The organism is Bradyrhizobium sp. UFLA05-108 (assembly GCF_059803455.1).
Map to the genome: position 1 here is coordinate 1 of NZ_JBANAZ010000022.1, position 15,789 is coordinate 15,789.

General features: G+C 64.1%; 17 protein-coding genes and 1 other RNA gene. 7 read left to right on the forward strand and 11 right to left on the reverse strand.

The features are described from left to right. Positions 1-310: 310 nt before the first annotated feature. The 11 genes from SO140_RS17695 to SO140_RS17745 all read right to left on the reverse strand — a co-directional run bounded on the left by SO140_RS17695 (position 311) and on the right by SO140_RS17745 (position 10,052). A complete protein-coding gene (locus tag SO140_RS17695; protein WP_449379224.1) occupies positions 311-1,825 on the reverse strand; it encodes a Do family serine endopeptidase in 1,515 nt (504 codons plus the stop codon). A gap of 158 nt (positions 1,826-1,983) precedes the next feature. After that, positions 1,984-2,187, reverse strand: coding sequence for a DUF2065 domain-containing protein (locus tag SO140_RS17700; protein WP_449379225.1), 204 nt, complete (start codon positions 2,185-2,187; stop codon positions 1,984-1,986). Positions 2,188-2,258: 71 nt separating this feature from the next. Next, positions 2,259-3,164, reverse strand: coding sequence for a protease modulator HflC (gene hflC, locus SO140_RS17705; RefSeq protein WP_449379226.1), 906 nt, complete (start codon positions 3,162-3,164; stop codon positions 2,259-2,261). Next, positions 3,161-4,300, reverse strand: a complete 1,140-nt coding sequence (hflK, locus tag SO140_RS17710; protein WP_449379227.1) for an FtsH protease activity modulator HflK — start codon at positions 4,298-4,300, stop codon at positions 3,161-3,163. Before hflK ends, hflC begins: the two co-directional genes overlap by 4 nt. 154 nt (positions 4,301-4,454) lie before the next feature. After that, positions 4,455-4,964 (reverse strand): dihydrofolate reductase, encoded by a 510-nt coding sequence (locus tag SO140_RS17715; protein ID WP_449379228.1) that lies wholly within the window; start codon positions 4,962-4,964, stop codon positions 4,455-4,457. Continuing rightward, on the reverse strand, positions 4,964-5,449 hold the full coding sequence (locus SO140_RS17720) for a GNAT family N-acetyltransferase (protein ID WP_449379229.1): 486 nt from the start codon (positions 5,447-5,449) through the stop codon (positions 4,964-4,966). Before SO140_RS17720 ends, SO140_RS17715 begins: the two co-directional genes overlap by 1 nt. A gap of 99 nt (positions 5,450-5,548) precedes the next feature. Further along, complete coding sequence (locus SO140_RS17725; RefSeq protein WP_449379230.1) at positions 5,549-6,343, reverse strand: thymidylate synthase; 795 nt, start codon at positions 6,341-6,343, stop codon at positions 5,549-5,551. Positions 6,344-6,539: 196 nt separating this feature from the next. Continuing rightward, a complete protein-coding gene (locus tag SO140_RS17730) occupies positions 6,540-8,057 on the reverse strand; it encodes a tripartite tricarboxylate transporter permease (RefSeq protein ID WP_449379231.1) in 1,518 nt (505 codons plus the stop codon). Positions 8,058-8,064: 7 nt separating this feature from the next. Then, the gene (locus SO140_RS17735; protein ID WP_449379232.1) at positions 8,065-8,829 is read right to left on the reverse strand and encodes a tripartite tricarboxylate transporter TctB family protein; all 765 of its coding nucleotides are present in this window, start codon (positions 8,827-8,829) and stop codon (positions 8,065-8,067) included. Positions 8,830-8,922: 93 nt separating this feature from the next. Further along, the gene (locus tag SO140_RS17740) at positions 8,923-9,453 is read right to left on the reverse strand and encodes a chromate transporter (protein ID WP_284266397.1); all 531 of its coding nucleotides are present in this window, start codon (positions 9,451-9,453) and stop codon (positions 8,923-8,925) included. Continuing rightward, the gene (locus SO140_RS17745; RefSeq protein ID WP_449379233.1) at positions 9,450-10,052 is read right to left on the reverse strand and encodes a chromate transporter; all 603 of its coding nucleotides are present in this window, start codon (positions 10,050-10,052) and stop codon (positions 9,450-9,452) included. Before SO140_RS17745 ends, SO140_RS17740 begins: the two co-directional genes overlap by 4 nt. An 85-nt stretch (positions 10,053-10,137) precedes the next feature. On the opposite strand from SO140_RS17745, the gene ssrA reads away from it, so the two are divergent. The 7 genes from ssrA (at position 10,138) to feoB (ending at position 15,710) form a co-directional block, all read left to right on the forward strand. Further along, positions 10,138-10,503, forward strand: a transfer-messenger RNA (tmRNA) gene (ssrA, locus tag SO140_RS17750). A gap of 134 nt (positions 10,504-10,637) precedes the next feature. Further along, a complete protein-coding gene (locus tag SO140_RS17755; RefSeq protein WP_449379234.1) occupies positions 10,638-11,156 on the forward strand; it encodes an SspB family protein in 519 nt (172 codons plus the stop codon). Between the two features lie 87 nt (positions 11,157-11,243). Next, positions 11,244-12,674, forward strand: coding sequence for a class II fumarate hydratase (fumC, locus tag SO140_RS17760; protein WP_449379235.1), 1,431 nt, complete (start codon positions 11,244-11,246; stop codon positions 12,672-12,674). A gap of 274 nt (positions 12,675-12,948) precedes the next feature. After that, positions 12,949-13,137, forward strand: a complete 189-nt coding sequence (locus tag SO140_RS17765) for a DUF4169 family protein (protein ID WP_449379236.1) — start codon at positions 12,949-12,951, stop codon at positions 13,135-13,137. After that, complete coding sequence (locus tag SO140_RS17770) at positions 13,134-13,388, forward strand: ribbon-helix-helix domain-containing protein (RefSeq protein ID WP_254103758.1); 255 nt, start codon at positions 13,134-13,136, stop codon at positions 13,386-13,388. The genes SO140_RS17765 and SO140_RS17770 overlap by 4 nt, the downstream gene beginning before the upstream one ends. Before the next feature lie 114 nt (positions 13,389-13,502). Continuing rightward, positions 13,503-13,802 carry a FeoA family protein gene (locus SO140_RS17775; protein ID WP_449379237.1) on the forward strand — a complete coding sequence of 100 codons (300 nt, stop codon included), beginning with the start codon at positions 13,503-13,505 and terminating at the stop codon, positions 13,800-13,802. Positions 13,803-13,838: 36 nt separating this feature from the next. Next, a complete protein-coding gene (feoB, locus tag SO140_RS17780; RefSeq protein ID WP_449379238.1) occupies positions 13,839-15,710 on the forward strand; it encodes a ferrous iron transporter B in 1,872 nt (623 codons plus the stop codon). The last annotated feature ends 79 nt before the right edge of the window (positions 15,711-15,789 follow it).

Here is a 15,789-nt window from a genome sequence, read left to right on the forward strand (position 1 = left end):
CTTCGAACAAGGAGATGATCTGAAATGATCTAACAACGACTCATCCTTGACCAAGCCCATACAAGTATTCCAGAGACTGCGCCTGGCCACGGAGAGGCCGAGGCGTATTGGCTGCCCCGCCTTCGCAGAGCATGACAGTGAGTGTCGGCTGAAAGAGTGCCTTACTGCACGCTCAGCAGCCGTAGGGTGGGCAAAGGCGCGCTTGCGCCGTGCCCACCCCTTCCGTTGCGATGGTGGAAAGACGGTGGCGGTGGGCACGCTTCGCTTTGCCCACCCTACGGGACTGTGAGTGTGGGGCCGAGAGCGTGCCTTACTGCACGCTCAGCGCCACGAAGCGCAGCTCGCCGTCACCGTTGGAGACGAGCAGCAGCACTGACTTCTTGCCGTCCTTCTTGAGCTGGTCGATGCGCTTCTGGACGTCGGCGCCGCTGGAGACGGCCTCCTGCGCCACCTCGACGATGACGTCGCCGGCGGAGAGCCGCTTCTCGGCCGCGTCGGAACTGGCATCGACATTGGTGACGACCACGCCCTTGACGCTGTCCTTGATCTTGTAGCGGGCGCGCAGGTCCTTGTTCAGCGTCGCCAGATCAAGGCCGAGCGCCTTCTGCGTCACCGGCTTCTCCGGCGCCGGCTCGTCGGTCTTCACTGCGGCCTGGACCTTTTCCGGATCCTGCAAGCGGCCGAGCTTGACGCGCTTGGTCTCCTCCTGGCCCTTGCGGATAACGACGACGTCGACCTCCTTGTCGACCGCGGTGTCGGCGACGACGCGGGAGAGATCCTTCGGGTCCTTGATGTCCTTGCCGTCGAACTTGACGACGACGTCGCCGGGCTCGATGCCGGCGGGCTTTGCCGGGCCCTTCTCGTCGACGCCGGCAACCAGCGCACCACGCGGCGGCTTGATGTTGAGGCTTTCGGCGATCTCGTCGGTGACCGACTGGATGCGCACGCCGAGCCATCCGCGGCGCAGTTCGCCGAACTGGCGAAGCTGGTCGACGACGCCAGCCACCGTCTTCGACGGCACGGCGAACCCGATGCCGATCGAGCCGCCGGAGGGCGAGATGATCAGCGTGTTGACGCCGATGACCTCGCCTTCGAGGTTGAACAACGGGCCGCCGGAATTGCCGCGGTTGATGGCGGCGTCGGTCTGGATGTAGCTGTCATACGGGCCCGACGAGATGTCGCGGTTCTTGGCCGAGACGATGCCGGCCGTCACCGTGCCCCCTAGGCTGAAGGGGTTGCCGATCGCGACCACCCAGTCGCCGAGACGCAGCTTGTCGGAGTCGCCGAACTTCACTGAGACCAACTGCTTTGGCGGCTTGAACTTCAAGACAGCGAGGTCGGTCTTCTTGTCGACGCCGACGAGCTCGGCCTTGATCTTGGTGCCGTCGTTGAGAATGACGTTGATCTCGTCGGCATCCGCGATCACGTGATTGTTGGTGACGACGATGCCGGAGGTGTCGATGATGAAACCGGAGCCGAGCGAGTTGGTCTTGCGAGGCGGACCGTTGTCACCCCTGTCGCCACCCTTGCTGCCGCCGCCGGGACCACGACGGTTCTTGAAGAAGTCGTCGAAGAATTCCTCGAAGGGCGAGCCGGGCGGCAGTTGCGGCATGGTGTTGGTGCCGCCGCCCTTGGCTTCGACAGTCTGCGAGGTCGAGATGTTGACGACCGCGTCGATCACCTTCTCGGCGACGTCGGCGATGCCCTCCGGTCCGCGCGCGTAAGCCGGCGAGCCGAACGCGCTGAACGCGCTGATGGCGATCGCAGCCAGCCCGAGTCGCATGCAATGGCGCAGACGGGTCGTGGCAATGATGGCAGCGGTCATTGTGATCTCCGAAAGAGAATTAAGGATTCGTTGTCCAGACTGCGCTCGAACGGGGTGGCGGCGCAAGCACGGAGGTTAACGGGCCTCAAGACCCGGATAATACGGCGAAAAACCGGCGACTTTGCTTCACTTTAGCGTTCGCGTCGGAAGTGCCGGGCTCAGTGGTGCCGGATCCACCAGATCAGGATCAGGCCGGCCACGGCCGAGCCGATGCCCACGGCACGCAGGATATGATCGGGAGTTGCAAGCGCGCTCTTCATCGCCTTGCGCATCCACGCGGGACTTGCCGCGAACATCAAGCCTTCCAGCACAAACAGAATGCCCAAGCCGATGAGGAAGTCGGCAAACGCTATTGACCTCATCGGACTGGAACCTCCCCTTGTGCCGTTCTTGTTCCGCGTAGGGGCGGCACCGGCGCCGCCCCTGTTTCGTCTTACTGTTTCGGCGCCGCCTGCGCTTCGGCACCCGCCTTGCCGCTTGGGCTACCGAAGTACCGGAAGAAATCCGAGTTCGGCCGCAGCAGATAGCGGGTGTCGCTCGAGCGCAGGCCGGTCTCATAGGCCGACATCGAACGGAAGAAGGCGAAGAAGTCCTGGTCCTTGCCGTAGGCGTCCGCGAACAACCGGGTGCGTTCCGCATCGCCTGCGCCGCGGGTCTGCTCGGCCTGCGAGTTGGCTTCAGCGATGATCACGGTCGCCTCGCGGTCGGCCTTGGAGCGGATTTCCTGTGCCTTCTGGCCGCCCTGTGCGCGGAACTCGGCCGCTTCGCGCTGGCGCTCGGTCTTCATCCGATCGTAGACGGCCTGGCTGTTCTGCTCGGGCAGATCGGCGCGCCGAATGCGGACGTCGACGACCGAGATACCGTAGCCGTCGGCTTCGCGGTCGAGCTGCTCGCGGATGCGGCCCATCAGCTTCTCGCGCTCGTCGCGCACTACCGTGATGAAGGTGACCTCGCCGAGCACGCGGCGCAGCGCCGCGTTGAGCAGCGTCGTGAGTTGGAGGTTGGCCGCCTGGATCGAGCCGACGCTCTGATAGAAGCGCAGCGCATTCTTGATGCGGTAGCGCGCGAAGGCGTCGACCACGAGCCGCTTCTGGTCGGAGGCGATCACTTCCTGCGACGGGTTTTCCAGATCGAGGATGCGCTTGTCGATGCTGATCACGCTGTCGACGAACGGCGCCTTGAAGTTCAGCCCGGGCTCGGTGACGACCTTGACGGGTTCGCCGAGACGGACCACGAGCGCCTGCTCGGTCTGCTGCACCGTAAAGACGGAGCTGTAGGCCACGATCAGGATGAGCAAGAGGACGATCAGCGAGACGATGCCAGTGACCGGAGACCTCATCGGGTACCTCCGCCCTGCTGGCCAGAGGTGGCCGGCGGCCGCTTCGGCGTCAGCTCATTGAGCGGAAGAAAGGGCACCACGCCGCCTTGGCCGGTCGCGGCACCGTCATAGACGAGCTTTTCCGAGCCGCCGAGCACGCGCTCCATCGTCTCCAGATAGATCCGTTCACGCGTCACGTCCGGCGCCTTCTTATATTCTTCGTACACTTTCAAAAAGCGCGCGCTCTGGCCCTTGGCCTCGGCGATCACTTGTTCCCTATAGCCCTCGGCGGCCTGGAGGATCTGCGCGGCGCGACCGCGCGCTTCCGGCACGACACGGTTGGCATAGGTCTGGGCCTCGTTCTGCAACCGCTCGAGGTCGGCGCGCGCCGCCTGCACGTCGCGGAAGGCGTCGATGACCTGCGCCGGCGGGTCGACCTTCTGCATCTGCACCTGGGTGATCAGGATGCCGGAGCCGTAGCCGTCGAGTGTCCTCTGCATCAATTCCTGCACGCCCTGCTCGGTGGTGTTGCGGGCGCCGGTCAGGATCGGCTGGATCTGCGAGCGGCCGATCACCTCGCGCATCGCGCTTTCGGCGACCGCCTTCACGGTGCCCTCGGGATTCTGGATGTTGAACAGGAAGTCGCCGACGCCGTCGGGCTTGATACGCCACAGCACGGTGAAGTCGACGTCGACGATGTTCTCGTCGCCGGTCAGCATCAGGCTCTCTTCCGGCACGTCGCGGATGGTACGGCCGCGGCGGGAGGGATCGTCGATCAGCGTCATGCCGATAGAAATGGTCGAGACACGCAGCGCTTTCGGCAGCAGCACCGTCTCGATTGGATACGGCAGATGGTAGTTCAGGCCCGGCTGCACGGTGCGCACGTGCTTGCCGAAGCGCAGGACGACGCCGAGCTCTTCCGACTGCACGCGGAAGAAGCCCGAGGCGAGCCAGATCGCGACGATGAACAGCACGATGACGGTGATGCCGATGCCGCTGAAATAACCGCCAGGCAAAAGCTGCTGGAGCCGGTCCTGGCCGCGTCGCAGAAGGTCTTCCAGATCCGGCGGCCTCGGCCCGACCGGTTGCGGACCTGTGCCCCATGGCCCTTTCGAGCCCGAGCCCCACGGGCCACCGCCCTGATTCTTCCACGGCATTCGACAGTCTCCTCGGCAGGGTCTGGAATTGCCCCCACCCGCTTTGTCCGGTTCGGCTTTATAGGGGACGCTTTGCCCCCTTACAACGCACGCCTGACCGCCTCCGAGCTATGCCGCGCTGGGGAAATGTCAATGTAAACATTGGTAAAAGCGGTTAATGTTGCGGCCGCCGACGATATGTCACATACGAGAAATCGGCGCTGTCGTCGCCTGCCGCCGAATGCCGGACGCGCGCGACCTCCTCCCAGTCTGCCTTGTTGATCTCGAAAACAGTGTCGCCCTCCGGCTGCGCATGCACTTCCGTGACTTCGAGGCGGTCGGCGCGGTCGAGCCATTGCCGGTAGATCTCGGCGCCGCCGATCACGGCAATCTCGGAGACAGAGCGCCGCTGGGCGTCGCCGCGCGCGATTGCATGGGCATCCGCCGCGGATGTGGTCACGACGGCGCCAGCCGCACGGAAGCTCGCATCGCGGGTGATGACGATGTTGGTGCGACCCGGCAGCGGCCGGGGCAGCGACTCGAAGGTCTTGCGGCCCATCACCACGGGCTTGCCGATGGTCAGCGCCTTGAAACGCTGCATGTCGGATTTCAGCCGCCACGGAATCGCGTTGCCGGCGCCGATGACGCCGTTCTCGGCGATGGCAACGACGAAGATGATCTCCATCAGGGAGCCTTCCCTGCAAGCCGCGTCAAGGCATCACCGGTGACGCGGCACAGCGTCCAGTCATCCATCATGACGGCGCCGAGCGACTTGTAGAATGCGATCGACGGCGCGTTCCAGTCCAGCACCGTCCATTGTAGGCGCGACCAACCATTCTCGACGCATTCCTTCCCGAGATAATTAAGCAGCGCCTTGCCGATGCCCTTGCCGCGATGCGACGGCCGCACATAGAGGTCCTCGAGATAGATTCCGTGCCGGCCGCTGAAGGTGGAGAAATTCACGAACCATACCGCGAAGCCGACCGCTTCGCCGCTCCATTCGGTGATCGCGCAGAAAAGTCGCGGGTTCGCACCGAACAGCGCTTCCGCAATCATGGCCTCGGTCGCTTCGACCTCATGCGTGAGCTTCTCGTACTCGGCAAGCTCGCGGATGAAGGAGAGAACGAGCCCGGCCTCGCCGGGTCGCGCGCGGCGGATGTTGAGCGACATTGGCTAAAGCGCAACGGTTTCGGGTTGAATCATCATCGCGCTTTCTTTTTCGCGCATGATCTGTTCGGAAAACCGCGGCACACTTTTCCGGATCATGCGCTAAACGGCGACTTCCGCCTTGATGTGCGGATGCGGATCGTAGCCGACGAGTTCGAAATCCTCAAAGCGGAAGGAGAAGATGTCCTTCACGTCCGGATTGATCCGCATCACCGGCAGCGGACGCGGCGTCCGCGTCAATTGCAGCCGCGCCTGCTCCAGATGATTGGAATAGAGATGCGTGTCGCCGAGCGAGTGCACGAAGTCGCCGGGCTTCAGGCCCGTGACCTGCGCGACCATCATCGTGAGCAGCGCGTAGGAAGCAATGTTGAAGGGTACGCCGAGGAAGACGTCGGCCGAGCGCTGATAGAGCTGGCACGACAATTTGCCGTTCGCGACATAGAACTGGAACAGCAGGTGGCAGGGCGGCAGCGACATCTTCTCAACGTCGGCTGGGTTCCAGGCGGTGACGATCAGCCGGCGCGAGTCCGGGTTCTTCCTGATCATGTCGATGACATTGGCGATCTGGTCGATGCTGCGCCCGTCGGCCGTGGGCCAGGAGCGCCATTGATGGCCGTAGACCGGCCCTAGATCGCCGTTGGCATCGGCCCATTCGTCCCAGATGGTGACGCCGTTGTCGCGCAGATATTTGATGTTGGTGTCGCCCTTCAGGAACCACAACAGCTCATGCACGATCGCCTTCAGCGGCAACCGCTTGGTGGTCAGCATCGGAAAGCCGGCCGCAAGGTTGAAGCGCATCTGATGGCCGAACACCGACAGCGTGCCGGTGCCGGTCCGATCGCGCTTCTCGGCGCCGTCTGAAAGAATCCGCTCGAGCAGGTCCTGATACTGGTGCATGTGCGTGCGCTATGGGCCTTCTGGGAGGCCGGCGAACTTAGCGGCCGGCCCCGTGCTGCGACAGCAGCGATTCGCTGCCTCGCACAGATTATACCCGGAAAAGTGAGCGTTCCGCCGGCAAACGACAAGGGGCGGAACTTGCACCCCGCCCCTGCCCTACCCTGTTGATAATACTGGCAAGTTGGTAACGCCGGCCTCAGTTCTCCGATTCCGTAAAGACCTCGTCGCGCTTGGCGCGCAACACCGGCAGAACCGTGAGCACCAGGAGGGCGGCTGCGATCGCGAGCAGCACGGCGGAGAGCGGACGCGTCACGAACACGCTCCAGTCGCCGCGCGAGATCAGCAGCGCGCGACGCAGATTCTCTTCCATCAGCGGTCCGAGCACCATCCCGAGCAGCAGCGGTGCCGGTTCGAAATCGTGCTTGATCAGCCAGTAGCCGACGAGGCCGAACACGCCCGCGAGAATGACGTCGACCGGTGCGTTGTTCACCGAGTAGATGCCGATCGCGCAGAAGATCACGATCGAGGGGAACATCAGCCGATAGGGCACGCGCAACAGGCGCACCCAGATGCCGACCAGCGGCAGGTTGATGATGATCAGCATGAGGTTGCCGATCCACATCGAGGCGATCATGCCCCAGACGAGGTCCGGCTGCTTCTGCATCACCTGCGGGCCCGGCACGATGCCGTGAATGGTCATGGCGCCGACCATCAGCGCCATCACCGCGTTCGGCGGGATGCCGAGCGTCAGCAGCGGGATGAAGGAGGTCTGCGCCGCTGCGTTGTTGGCGCTCTCCGGCGAAGCGACGCCTTCGATCGCGCCGCGGCCGAACCGCGACGGATTCTTCGCGATCTTCTTCTCCAGCGTATAGGCGGCAAAGGAGGCGATGACCGCGCCGCCGCCGGGGAGGATGCCGAGGATCGATCCAAGAACGGTGCCGCGCACGATCGCGGGCGCCGAGTCGACCAGGTCTTTCCTTGTCGGCATCAACCCCGTGATCTTCTGCTGCACGAGATCGCGGTTCATCTCAGCGCCGGCATCGAGGTTGCGGATGATCTCGGCAAAGCCGAACACGCCCATCGCCACCGTCGCGAAGCCGAGACCGTCCGCAAGCTCCGGAATGTTGAAGGCCATGCGCGAGGCGCCGGTCTCGATGTCGGAGCCGACCATCGAGAGCAGCAGTCCGAACACGATCATCGCGATCGCTTTCAGCACCGAACCCTTGGCTAGCACCACCGCGAAGATCAGGCCGAGCACCATCAGCGAGAAGTATTCGGCCGGACCGAAGGCCAGCGCGAGCTTGGTCAGGGGCGCGCCGAGAACGGCGATCAGGACCGTCGCAACGCAGCCGGCGAAGAACGAGCCGATCGCCGCAATCGCCAGCGCCGGACCGGCGCGACCCTGCCTGGCCATCTGATGGCCGTCGATCGCCGTGACGACCGAAGTCGCTTCACCGGGAATGTTGACAAGGATCGAGGTGGTCGAGCCGCCATATTGCGCACCATAATAGATGCCGGCGAGCATGATCAGCGCGCCGACCGGTGGCAATCCGAACGTGATCGGCAACAGCATCGCGACGGTTGCGATGGTGCCGATGCCCGGCAGCACGCCCACCAGCGTACCGACGAGCGCACCAATCAGGCACATCAGGAGGTTGATCGGCGAAAACGCGACGGCAAAACCGTGAGCGAGGTTGGCAAAGAGATCGACCATCACGCCCTCACTGGACCAGGAATCGCGGGAACATCGGCATCGGCAATCCCAGGACGTAGGGGAATAGCAGCGCACAGCCGAGCGTCAGGCAGGCGCCGACGATGGCGGCTTCGATCCAGCGTGTCTCGTGCGAGCCGGTCGCCGCGATCAAAAAGCTTAGGAACGCCGTGACTACGAGGCCGAGCGGGCGGATCGCCAGAGCGAAGAAGACAATCGCCGCCATCACGAACAACGGCCCGCGCCACGAATAATGGGAGAGCCCCGCTCCCTCGGTCAGCAGTCCCGTCAGCGCGATGGCCGCAGACAGCACGACCAAGAGCCCGCCGAACATGCGCGGCGCCGTGCCGGCTCCGAAGGAGAAGCCGCGCATGCCCTGCAAGTCACTCGACGCCCACAACGCGAACAGCGCGACCGCCATCAGCACGATGCCGCCGATATAATCCTGCGGCGCGCGGATGGTCATGAAGAGCGTGAGGATTGCGACCGCAAACAGCGGATAGGAGTAGATCAGCGCCAGCAGAACGTCCGAGGACAGCGCCTTCTTGGCATCAGCGCCGAACGTCCCGAGGACCGCGCCGGGCGCCCCAGCCAAAAGCGCGGTCGCATGGCTGATCAGGACGGTCGCCGGGCCGCGCCCGCTCCCCCATCCGAAGATCGTGCCAATCGACCAGATGAATTCGAATATCTGCGGCGCGAGCGCCAGCAGGACGATGCCGATGGCGACCGATGTGTTTCGCGTCGTTGTCGCCGAGTGGCCCATTATGTCGGCCATGCATGTCTCCTCCGCGACCCCGTAAGTCACGAGCCCTGTTGTTCTATTGGATGGAATTGGATCCCCACCAGCATCATTGCCTAGCGATTTTCATTAGACAACGCCAGCAAAACCCAAGACGCCCCCGGCAAGCAACAGCCAGAGCGGATTGACGCGCGACACCGAGGCGAGCACCGCAACGCCCGCCATCAGCAGCGCGGCAATCACGGTGTGCGTGGTGGATTGGGCCAGGATCAGAGCGCTTGCCGCCATCAGGCCGATCGACAGCGGAACCAGCGCAGCCTGGATCATGGCGGGCCAGCGCGATTGGCTGGGACGGTTGAGGAGGCGGCTCACATAGTAGGCAAGCAGGGCGGTCGGAAGGCACATCGCGAGCGTTGCCGCGAGCGCGCCGGGAATGCCGGCGACCGCATAGCCGATCAGCGTGACAATCAGGACGTTCGGTCCGGGCGAGAGCTGCGAGATCGCAAAGGCATCCGCGAACTGCTTGTCGGTCATCCAGTGATGCACGTCCACGGCGATGCGGTGCATCTCGGGCACCGCCGCGGCCGCACCGCCGACCGCGAACAGCGACATCAGGCCGAAAGTCGAGATCAGCGCCCAGATCGGATTCTCGCTGTTCATGCTGCTACCTTCCGTCGCAGGACAACCGTGATGGCGATGCTGGCAGGGATCGCGACCAGCAACACGGCTTGCAGCGGCAGCCGCAGCACGCCGATCGCGACGAACACGGCGGCCATCAGGACGAGGGCGATGGCATCGGCGCGCTTCAACAGCGGTGTCATCATACGAAAGACCACCGCGATCAGCAGCCCGACGGCCGCGCAAGATACCCCGGCAAGAGTGCGGCGCAAAACCTCGAGCTCGCCGAAATGGGCGTAGAGTACGGCGAGAGCCGTCATGATCAGCGTCGGCGGCACCAACAGCCCGGCGAAGGCGGCGACGCCGCCGGCAAGCCCGCGCAGGCGCGAGCCGAACACCATCGACAGGTTGACGATGTTCGGACCGGGGAGGAAGTGGCAGAGGGCGAAGGTCTCGTTGAACTCGTCCGCCGTCATCCAGCGGTGGTCGTCCACGATCGCCCGCCGCGCGAACACCAGGACGCCGCCGAACCCGGCCAGCGACATCCGGGCAAAGGCCATGAACAGGGCGAAGAGGCCCGGTGGGTCGGTCTTGACGGGGATATCCGGCTCTTGAACGGCCGGTGCGGAATCCGAGGACATCGTGGCAGCTTAAGGGGGCCGCTATCCCCGCGCCAAGGCTGGCCATCCGGGCGGCCAGCACCTATCCAAAGGAACTCTCGCCAAACCCCTGTCTTTCCCGATCTTTGCCGCCTATATTGGGGGTGCCGGCTTGCCGGCTATGGAAATAAACGGTCGTCGCAATAAACCATTCGGACCCGGGGGCGGTACCCGGCGCCTCCACCAAAGCCCACCAGCGGGCTACCCGAGAGCGGGCTTTGGCGGGGGCGAAATAGGATCGACGAGGGCGTAAAGGGCGTGCTTTTTCCCGGTATTGTTCCGCCGTTATCGGGCTACTGCAATAGTTGCCAACGACAACTTTGCTCCGGTTGCTCAGGCTGCGTAACGCAGTTTGAAAGACCACTTTAAAGTCCTAGCGGGTTAAGCTCCGCTAGGCGGGGTTCGGAGGCACCTGGCAACAGAAGCCTCCACTTCCATTTTTCTCCCGCCTTTTTTCTCGTGGGCGGGGACTCCTTCTGGCCGGTCGGGCGCGGTACCATTGCGGCCTGGCGAGTCGGCGCGGCACCGGCTCGGGAAATACGACAGGACCGATAGTCAGGATCCATAATGGCGACCGATCATATCCGATACGACGTGCTGGCACGCGACGCATTGCGCGGCGTGCTGCGGAAGGTGCTGAGCGATGCCGCAGCGCACGGATTGCCGGGCGAGCATCACTTCTTCATCACCTTCGTATCGAAGGCGGAGGGCGCAAAGCTGTCGCCGCGGCTGCTCGCGCAATACCCCGACGAGATGACCATCATCCTGCAGCACCAGTTCTGGGATCTGACCGTGCTCGAGGACCGTTTCGAGGTCGGCCTGTCCTTTGGCGGCATCCCGGAGCGGCTGGTGGTGCCGTTCAGTGCGATCAAGAGCTTCCTCGATCCGTCGGTGAAATTCGGCCTCCAGTTCGACACCTCCGATGTCGCGGAAGTGCCGCCCGCGGCACTCCCCGCGGCGCCTGCCCCCTCGGCTGTCGCGGTCCCCGCGCCGGCTGCCGAGAAGGCGGAAGCCGAGGACGAACCCACCGCGCCCAACCAAGGCGGCGCCGAGGTCGTCCGACTGGATCGCTTCCGCAAGAAATGATCGAGTTCGCTGGGCACGAGCGCCCAAGCGCAGCCAAACCACCTATATAGATGAGCTCGAGAAGCCGCGCGCATTCCGCGCGGCAGAATGGATGCGCTCATGGACAAGACGACCCGGCCCTCGCGCCGCTCTGCCACCCGAATCGAGACCGACAGTTTTGGTCCGATCGAGGTCCCTGCCGACCGTTACTGGGGCGCGCAGACTGAACGCTCCCGGCAGAATTTCCGCATCGGGGAAGACCGCATGCCGATCTCGCTCGTGCATGCGCTCGGCATCGTCAAGCTGGCCGCAGCCCAGACCAATCGCGAACTCGGCCTTCTCGACCAGCGCCGGGCGAACGCGATCATCCGCGCCGCGCGCGAGGTGGTCGAGGGCAAGCTCGACGACCACTTTCCGCTGGTGGTGTGGCAGACCGGCTCGGGCACCCAGAGCAACATGAACCTCAACGAGGTGATCGCCAACCGCGCCAACGAGCTCTTGGGCGGCGAGCTCGGCGCCAAGAAGCCGGTGCATCCCAACGACCACGTCAACATGAGCCAGTCGTCGAACGACTCTTTTCCGACCGCGATGCACATCGCGGCCGCCGGCCGGATCACGGCCGATCTCATTCCTGCACTCTCCGAGCTGCTCGTCGCGCTGCACAAGAAGGAGAAGGCGTTCGCTGGGATCGTCAAGATCGGCCGCACGCACACCCAGGATGCGACGCCGCTGACGCTCGGCCAGGAGTTTTCCGGCTATGCCGCACAGGTCGAAAGCGGCATCGCGCGATTGAAGGTCGCGGTAAAGGATCTCTATCCGCTGGCGCAAGGCGGTACCGCGGTCGGCACCGGTCTCAACTCAAAGCCGCGCTTTGCAAGGCTGTTCGCCAAGCAGGTCGCCGGCATCACGAAACTCCCCTTCACCAGCGCCGCCAACAAGTTCGAGGCGCTGGCGTCGAACGACGCCTATGTGCTCGTGCATGGCGCCATCAATTCAGTAGCGACGGGGCTGTTCAAGATCGCCAATGACATCCGCCTGCTGGGATCAGGCCCGCGCTCGGGGCTGGGCGAACTGATCCTTCCCGAGAACGAGCCGGGATCCTCGATCATGCCCGGCAAGGTCAACCCGACCCAGTGCGAGGCGATGACCATGGTGTGCTGCCAGGTGTTCGGCAATCACACCGCGATCACGGTCGCCGGCAGCCAGGGGCATTTCGAGCTCAACGTCTTCAAGCCCGTGCTCGCCTACAACATGCTGCATTCGATCCGGCTGATGGCCGATGCCGCGCGCTCCTTTACCGAGCATTGCGTATCGGGCATCCGCGCCGACGAGAAGCGGATCCGCGAGCTGATGGAGCGCTCCTTGATGCTGGTGACGGCGCTGGCGCCGAAGATCGGCTACGACAACGCGGCCAAGGTGGCGAAAACGGCGCATGCCAACGGCACCACGCTCAAGGAAGAGGCGCTCCGGCTCGGCTTGGTGTCGGCGGACGAGTTCGAGCGGCTGGTCCAGCCCGAAAAGATGACCCATCCCGGCTGATTTCCGAATTTCGATAGGCCTCCGTAAAGATACGGAGGAAAAAACGGCATGAAATATGGGGTCCGGGCAAGGGGATTTGATTACCGTCAATGTTCTGGCCTTGGCGCATGCTAGGCGAGTGTTTGCCCCTGACCGGGCGAAATTGATTGTTTGATGGTACCAGAGGCCGATTGACGAGGATCAAATGGCGATCAAGTGTCATGGAGCGCGGCGCAACGCCTTATTTCCGCATGTTTCACCCCGCCCGCCGAGGATCGAGTGATGGAGACGCGGCATGGGGAACGTCATCAACCTGAACCGCTTCCGGAAGCGCGCCGAGCGGGAAGCCTCGGCGAAGCAGGCGGAGGCCAACCGGACGAAGTTCGGCCGCAGCAAGGCCGAGCGATCGGCGGAGGAGAAGCGCGAGGCCCAAGCGAAGGAGCGCCTGGATCAGCATCGGATCGAGCGCGAGGAACAGCCATGAAATCGCCCGTCGTCAAGCGATCGATCGTCGTCGCCGGCCACAAGACAAGTGTCAGCCTGGAAGAGGCCTTCTGGAATGGCATGAAGGAGATCTCCGGCCTGCGCAACATGACGCTGTCGGAGCTGGTCGGAGAGATCGACGGCAATCGCCAGCAGGGCAACCTGTCGTCCGCGATCCGGCTGTTCGTGCTCGATTACTTCAAGAACCGCGCTGCAGCGGTCCTGCCCGAGCAAAAAGTGCCGGCCCAATAGGCCGGAGCCGTCAGGTAAAGCATCCGCGAGGCCGCACTTTATAATCACTCTAAGGTGCGGTCCCGGCTGCGTGAGCGCGCTTGACCTGTCTCGCTGCCGTTGAAAATACAGGGCATGACCGACGACAACATCACGCTCCCGCAGACATCCACGCACCTGCCCTCGGGTTCGCCTCTGGGGCTGGCCGAACGCGGCTATTCGGGCGTCATCCAGCATCTTTCCGCCAACGGTGCGGGCTCGGCCCTGTCGGACGTCGAGCTGGAAAGCCGCCTGATCGAGCTCGGCTTCGTCGAGGGTGCCAAAGTCGAGATCCTGCACGAGGGCATCGTCGGCCGTGACCCGATTGCGGTTCGCGTCGACAACGTCACCATCGCGGTGCGCCGTCGCGAAGCCATGGCCATCATCGTCGCGTAACGAGCGACCGGACCGCTGACCCAGGCCTTTAATCCCATGGAAGCTCCCCTGCTGCATCTGGCCCTGGTGGGCACGCCGAACAGCGGCAAGACCTCGCTGTTCAATGCGTTGACCGGCAGCCGGCAGAAGGTCGCGAACTATCCCGGCGTCACCGTCGAGCGCAAGGAAGGCTTTTTCGTCACTCCCTTGGGACGCCAGGTCTCGGTTGTCGACCTGCCCGGCACCTATTCGCTGCGCGGCCGCAGCCCGGATGAGGAGATCACCCGCGACATCGTGCTCGGCAAGGCCTCGGGCGAGACGAAGCCCGATCTCGTGCTGTGCGTGGCCGACTCCACCAATCTGCGCCTGACCATCCGCCTCCTGCTCGAGCTCAAGCGCACCGGACGACCGATCGTGCTGGTGCTCAACATGTTCGACATCGCGACCCGCCGCGGCATCACGGTGGACGTGGCGCGGATGGCCGACGCGCTCGGCGTACCCGTGGTCACCTCGATCGCGGTGCGCAAAGGCGGCACCGCCGATCTGCTCAAGCTGACCGACGAGATCTCCGCGCAGGTGAAGCCGCAGCCCCAGGAGAACAACTGGCGGCCGCTCGGCGTCGCCGAACTGCGCGCCACGCAGCGCGAGGCCGACCGGATCATCGCTTCCACCGTCAGCCTGCCTGCTAGCCCCGACACCTGGACCGCGCGGATCGACGCCGTGGTGCTGCATCCCGTCGGCGGCCTCATCGTGCTCGCCCTGATCCTGTTCGTGATGTTCCAGGCGGTGTTCGCCTGGGCGCAGCCGCTGATGGAGCTCTTGTCCTCCTCCTTCGACGCGCTCGGGCAGTTCGTGCACGACACCCTGCCCGCCGGCCTGTTGCAGAGCTTCCTGCAGAACGGCGTGATCTCCGGCGTCGGCAGCGTCATCGTGTTCCTGCCGCAGATCATCATCATCTTCCTGTTCATCCTGCTGCTGGAAGATTTCGGCTACATGGCGCGCGCGGCCTTCCTGATGGACCGCATCATGGGCGGCGCCGGGCTACACGGGCGCGCCTTCATTCCGCTGCTGTCGAGCTTTGCCTGCGCCATTCCCGGCATCATGGCGACACGGGTGATCGACAACCGGCGCGACCGGCTGACCACGATCCTGATCGCGCCGCTGATGACCTGCTCGGCGCGCATTCCCGTCTATACGCTGATCATCTCCGCCTTCATTCCGGCAAAACAGCTCTGGGGCTTCGTCAACCTCCAGGGCTTCGTGATGTTCGGCCTCTACGCCGCAGGCATCATCAGCGCGCTTTTCGTCTCGTTCCTGATCAAGTTCTTCATGCTGCGCGACTATGCGCCGGCACCGTTCATGCTGGAGCTGCCCGACTACAAGATGCCGCGGCCGAAATCGATCGCGATCGGCATCTTCACGCGCGCCAAGATGTTCTTGCAACGCGCCGGCACCACGATCTTCTCGATGATGGTGCTGATCTGGTTCCTGGCTTCGTTCCCACAGCCGCCGGCTGGCGCAGCGGACCCCGCCATCAACTACAGCCTCGCTGCGATCCTCGGCAAGGCGATCGCGCCGCTGCTCGCGCCCGTCGGCTTCAACTGGCAGATCGCGGTGGCGCTGATCCCGGGCATGGCGGCGCGCGAGGTCGCGGTGGCAGCCCTCGGCACCGTCTATGCCATCGAGGGTGGCAAGGAAGCGGCCGAGCAGATCGGCCAGGTGCTGGCGACGAAATGGTCGCTGGCGACCGCCCTGTCGCTGCTCGCCTGGTACATCTTCGCCCCGCAATGCGCCTCGACGCTGGCGGTGATCCGGCGCGAGACCGGAAGCTGGAAATGGATGGCGACCACCTTCGCCTACATGCTGGCGCTCGCTTATGCGGCGAGCCTTGCGACCTACAACATCGCGATGGCGCTGGGCGCGGGGTAGCTCTTCGTGCTCAACGGGCTCGCATTCGCAGAGCCTTCATCCCCAAAACCAAAAATCTCGAAAACAACCCCATGCAAAG

Bases quoted from the DNA above. Each gene is read 5' to 3' on its own strand.
- SO140_RS17695 (WP_449379224.1), bottom strand. From the start codon at position 1,825: ATGACCGCTGCCATCATTGCCACGACCCGTCTGCGCCATTGCATGCGA.
- SO140_RS17700 (WP_449379225.1), bottom strand. From the start codon at position 2,187: ATGAGGTCAATAGCGTTTGCCGACTTCCTCATCGGCTTGGGCATTCTG.
- hflC (WP_449379226.1), bottom strand. From the start codon at position 3,164: ATGAGGTCTCCGGTCACTGGCATCGTCTCGCTGATCGTCCTCTTGCTC.
- hflK (WP_449379227.1), bottom strand. From the start codon at position 4,300: ATGCCGTGGAAGAATCAGGGCGGTGGCCCGTGGGGCTCGGGCTCGAAA.
- SO140_RS17715 (WP_449379228.1), bottom strand. From the start codon at position 4,964: ATGGAGATCATCTTCGTCGTTGCCATCGCCGAGAACGGCGTCATCGGC.
- SO140_RS17720 (WP_449379229.1), bottom strand. From the start codon at position 5,449: ATGTCGCTCAACATCCGCCGCGCGCGACCCGGCGAGGCCGGGCTCGTT.
- SO140_RS17725 (WP_449379230.1), bottom strand. From the start codon at position 6,343: ATGCACCAGTATCAGGACCTGCTCGAGCGGATTCTTTCAGACGGCGCC.
- SO140_RS17730 (WP_449379231.1), bottom strand. From the start codon at position 8,057: ATGGTCGATCTCTTTGCCAACCTCGCTCACGGTTTTGCCGTCGCGTTT.
- SO140_RS17735 (WP_449379232.1), bottom strand. From the start codon at position 8,829: ATGGCCGACATAATGGGCCACTCGGCGACAACGACGCGAAACACATCG.
- SO140_RS17740 (WP_284266397.1), bottom strand. From the start codon at position 9,453: ATGAACAGCGAGAATCCGATCTGGGCGCTGATCTCGACTTTCGGCCTG.
- SO140_RS17745 (WP_449379233.1), bottom strand. From the start codon at position 10,052: ATGTCCTCGGATTCCGCACCGGCCGTTCAAGAGCCGGATATCCCCGTC.
- SO140_RS17755 (WP_449379234.1), top strand. From the start codon at position 10,638: ATGGCGACCGATCATATCCGATACGACGTGCTGGCACGCGACGCATTG.
- fumC (WP_449379235.1), top strand. From the start codon at position 11,244: ATGGATGCGCTCATGGACAAGACGACCCGGCCCTCGCGCCGCTCTGCC.
- SO140_RS17765 (WP_449379236.1), top strand. From the start codon at position 12,949: ATGGGGAACGTCATCAACCTGAACCGCTTCCGGAAGCGCGCCGAGCGG.
- SO140_RS17770 (WP_254103758.1), top strand. From the start codon at position 13,134: ATGAAATCGCCCGTCGTCAAGCGATCGATCGTCGTCGCCGGCCACAAG.
- SO140_RS17775 (WP_449379237.1), top strand. From the start codon at position 13,503: ATGACCGACGACAACATCACGCTCCCGCAGACATCCACGCACCTGCCC.
- feoB (WP_449379238.1), top strand. From the start codon at position 13,839: ATGGAAGCTCCCCTGCTGCATCTGGCCCTGGTGGGCACGCCGAACAGC.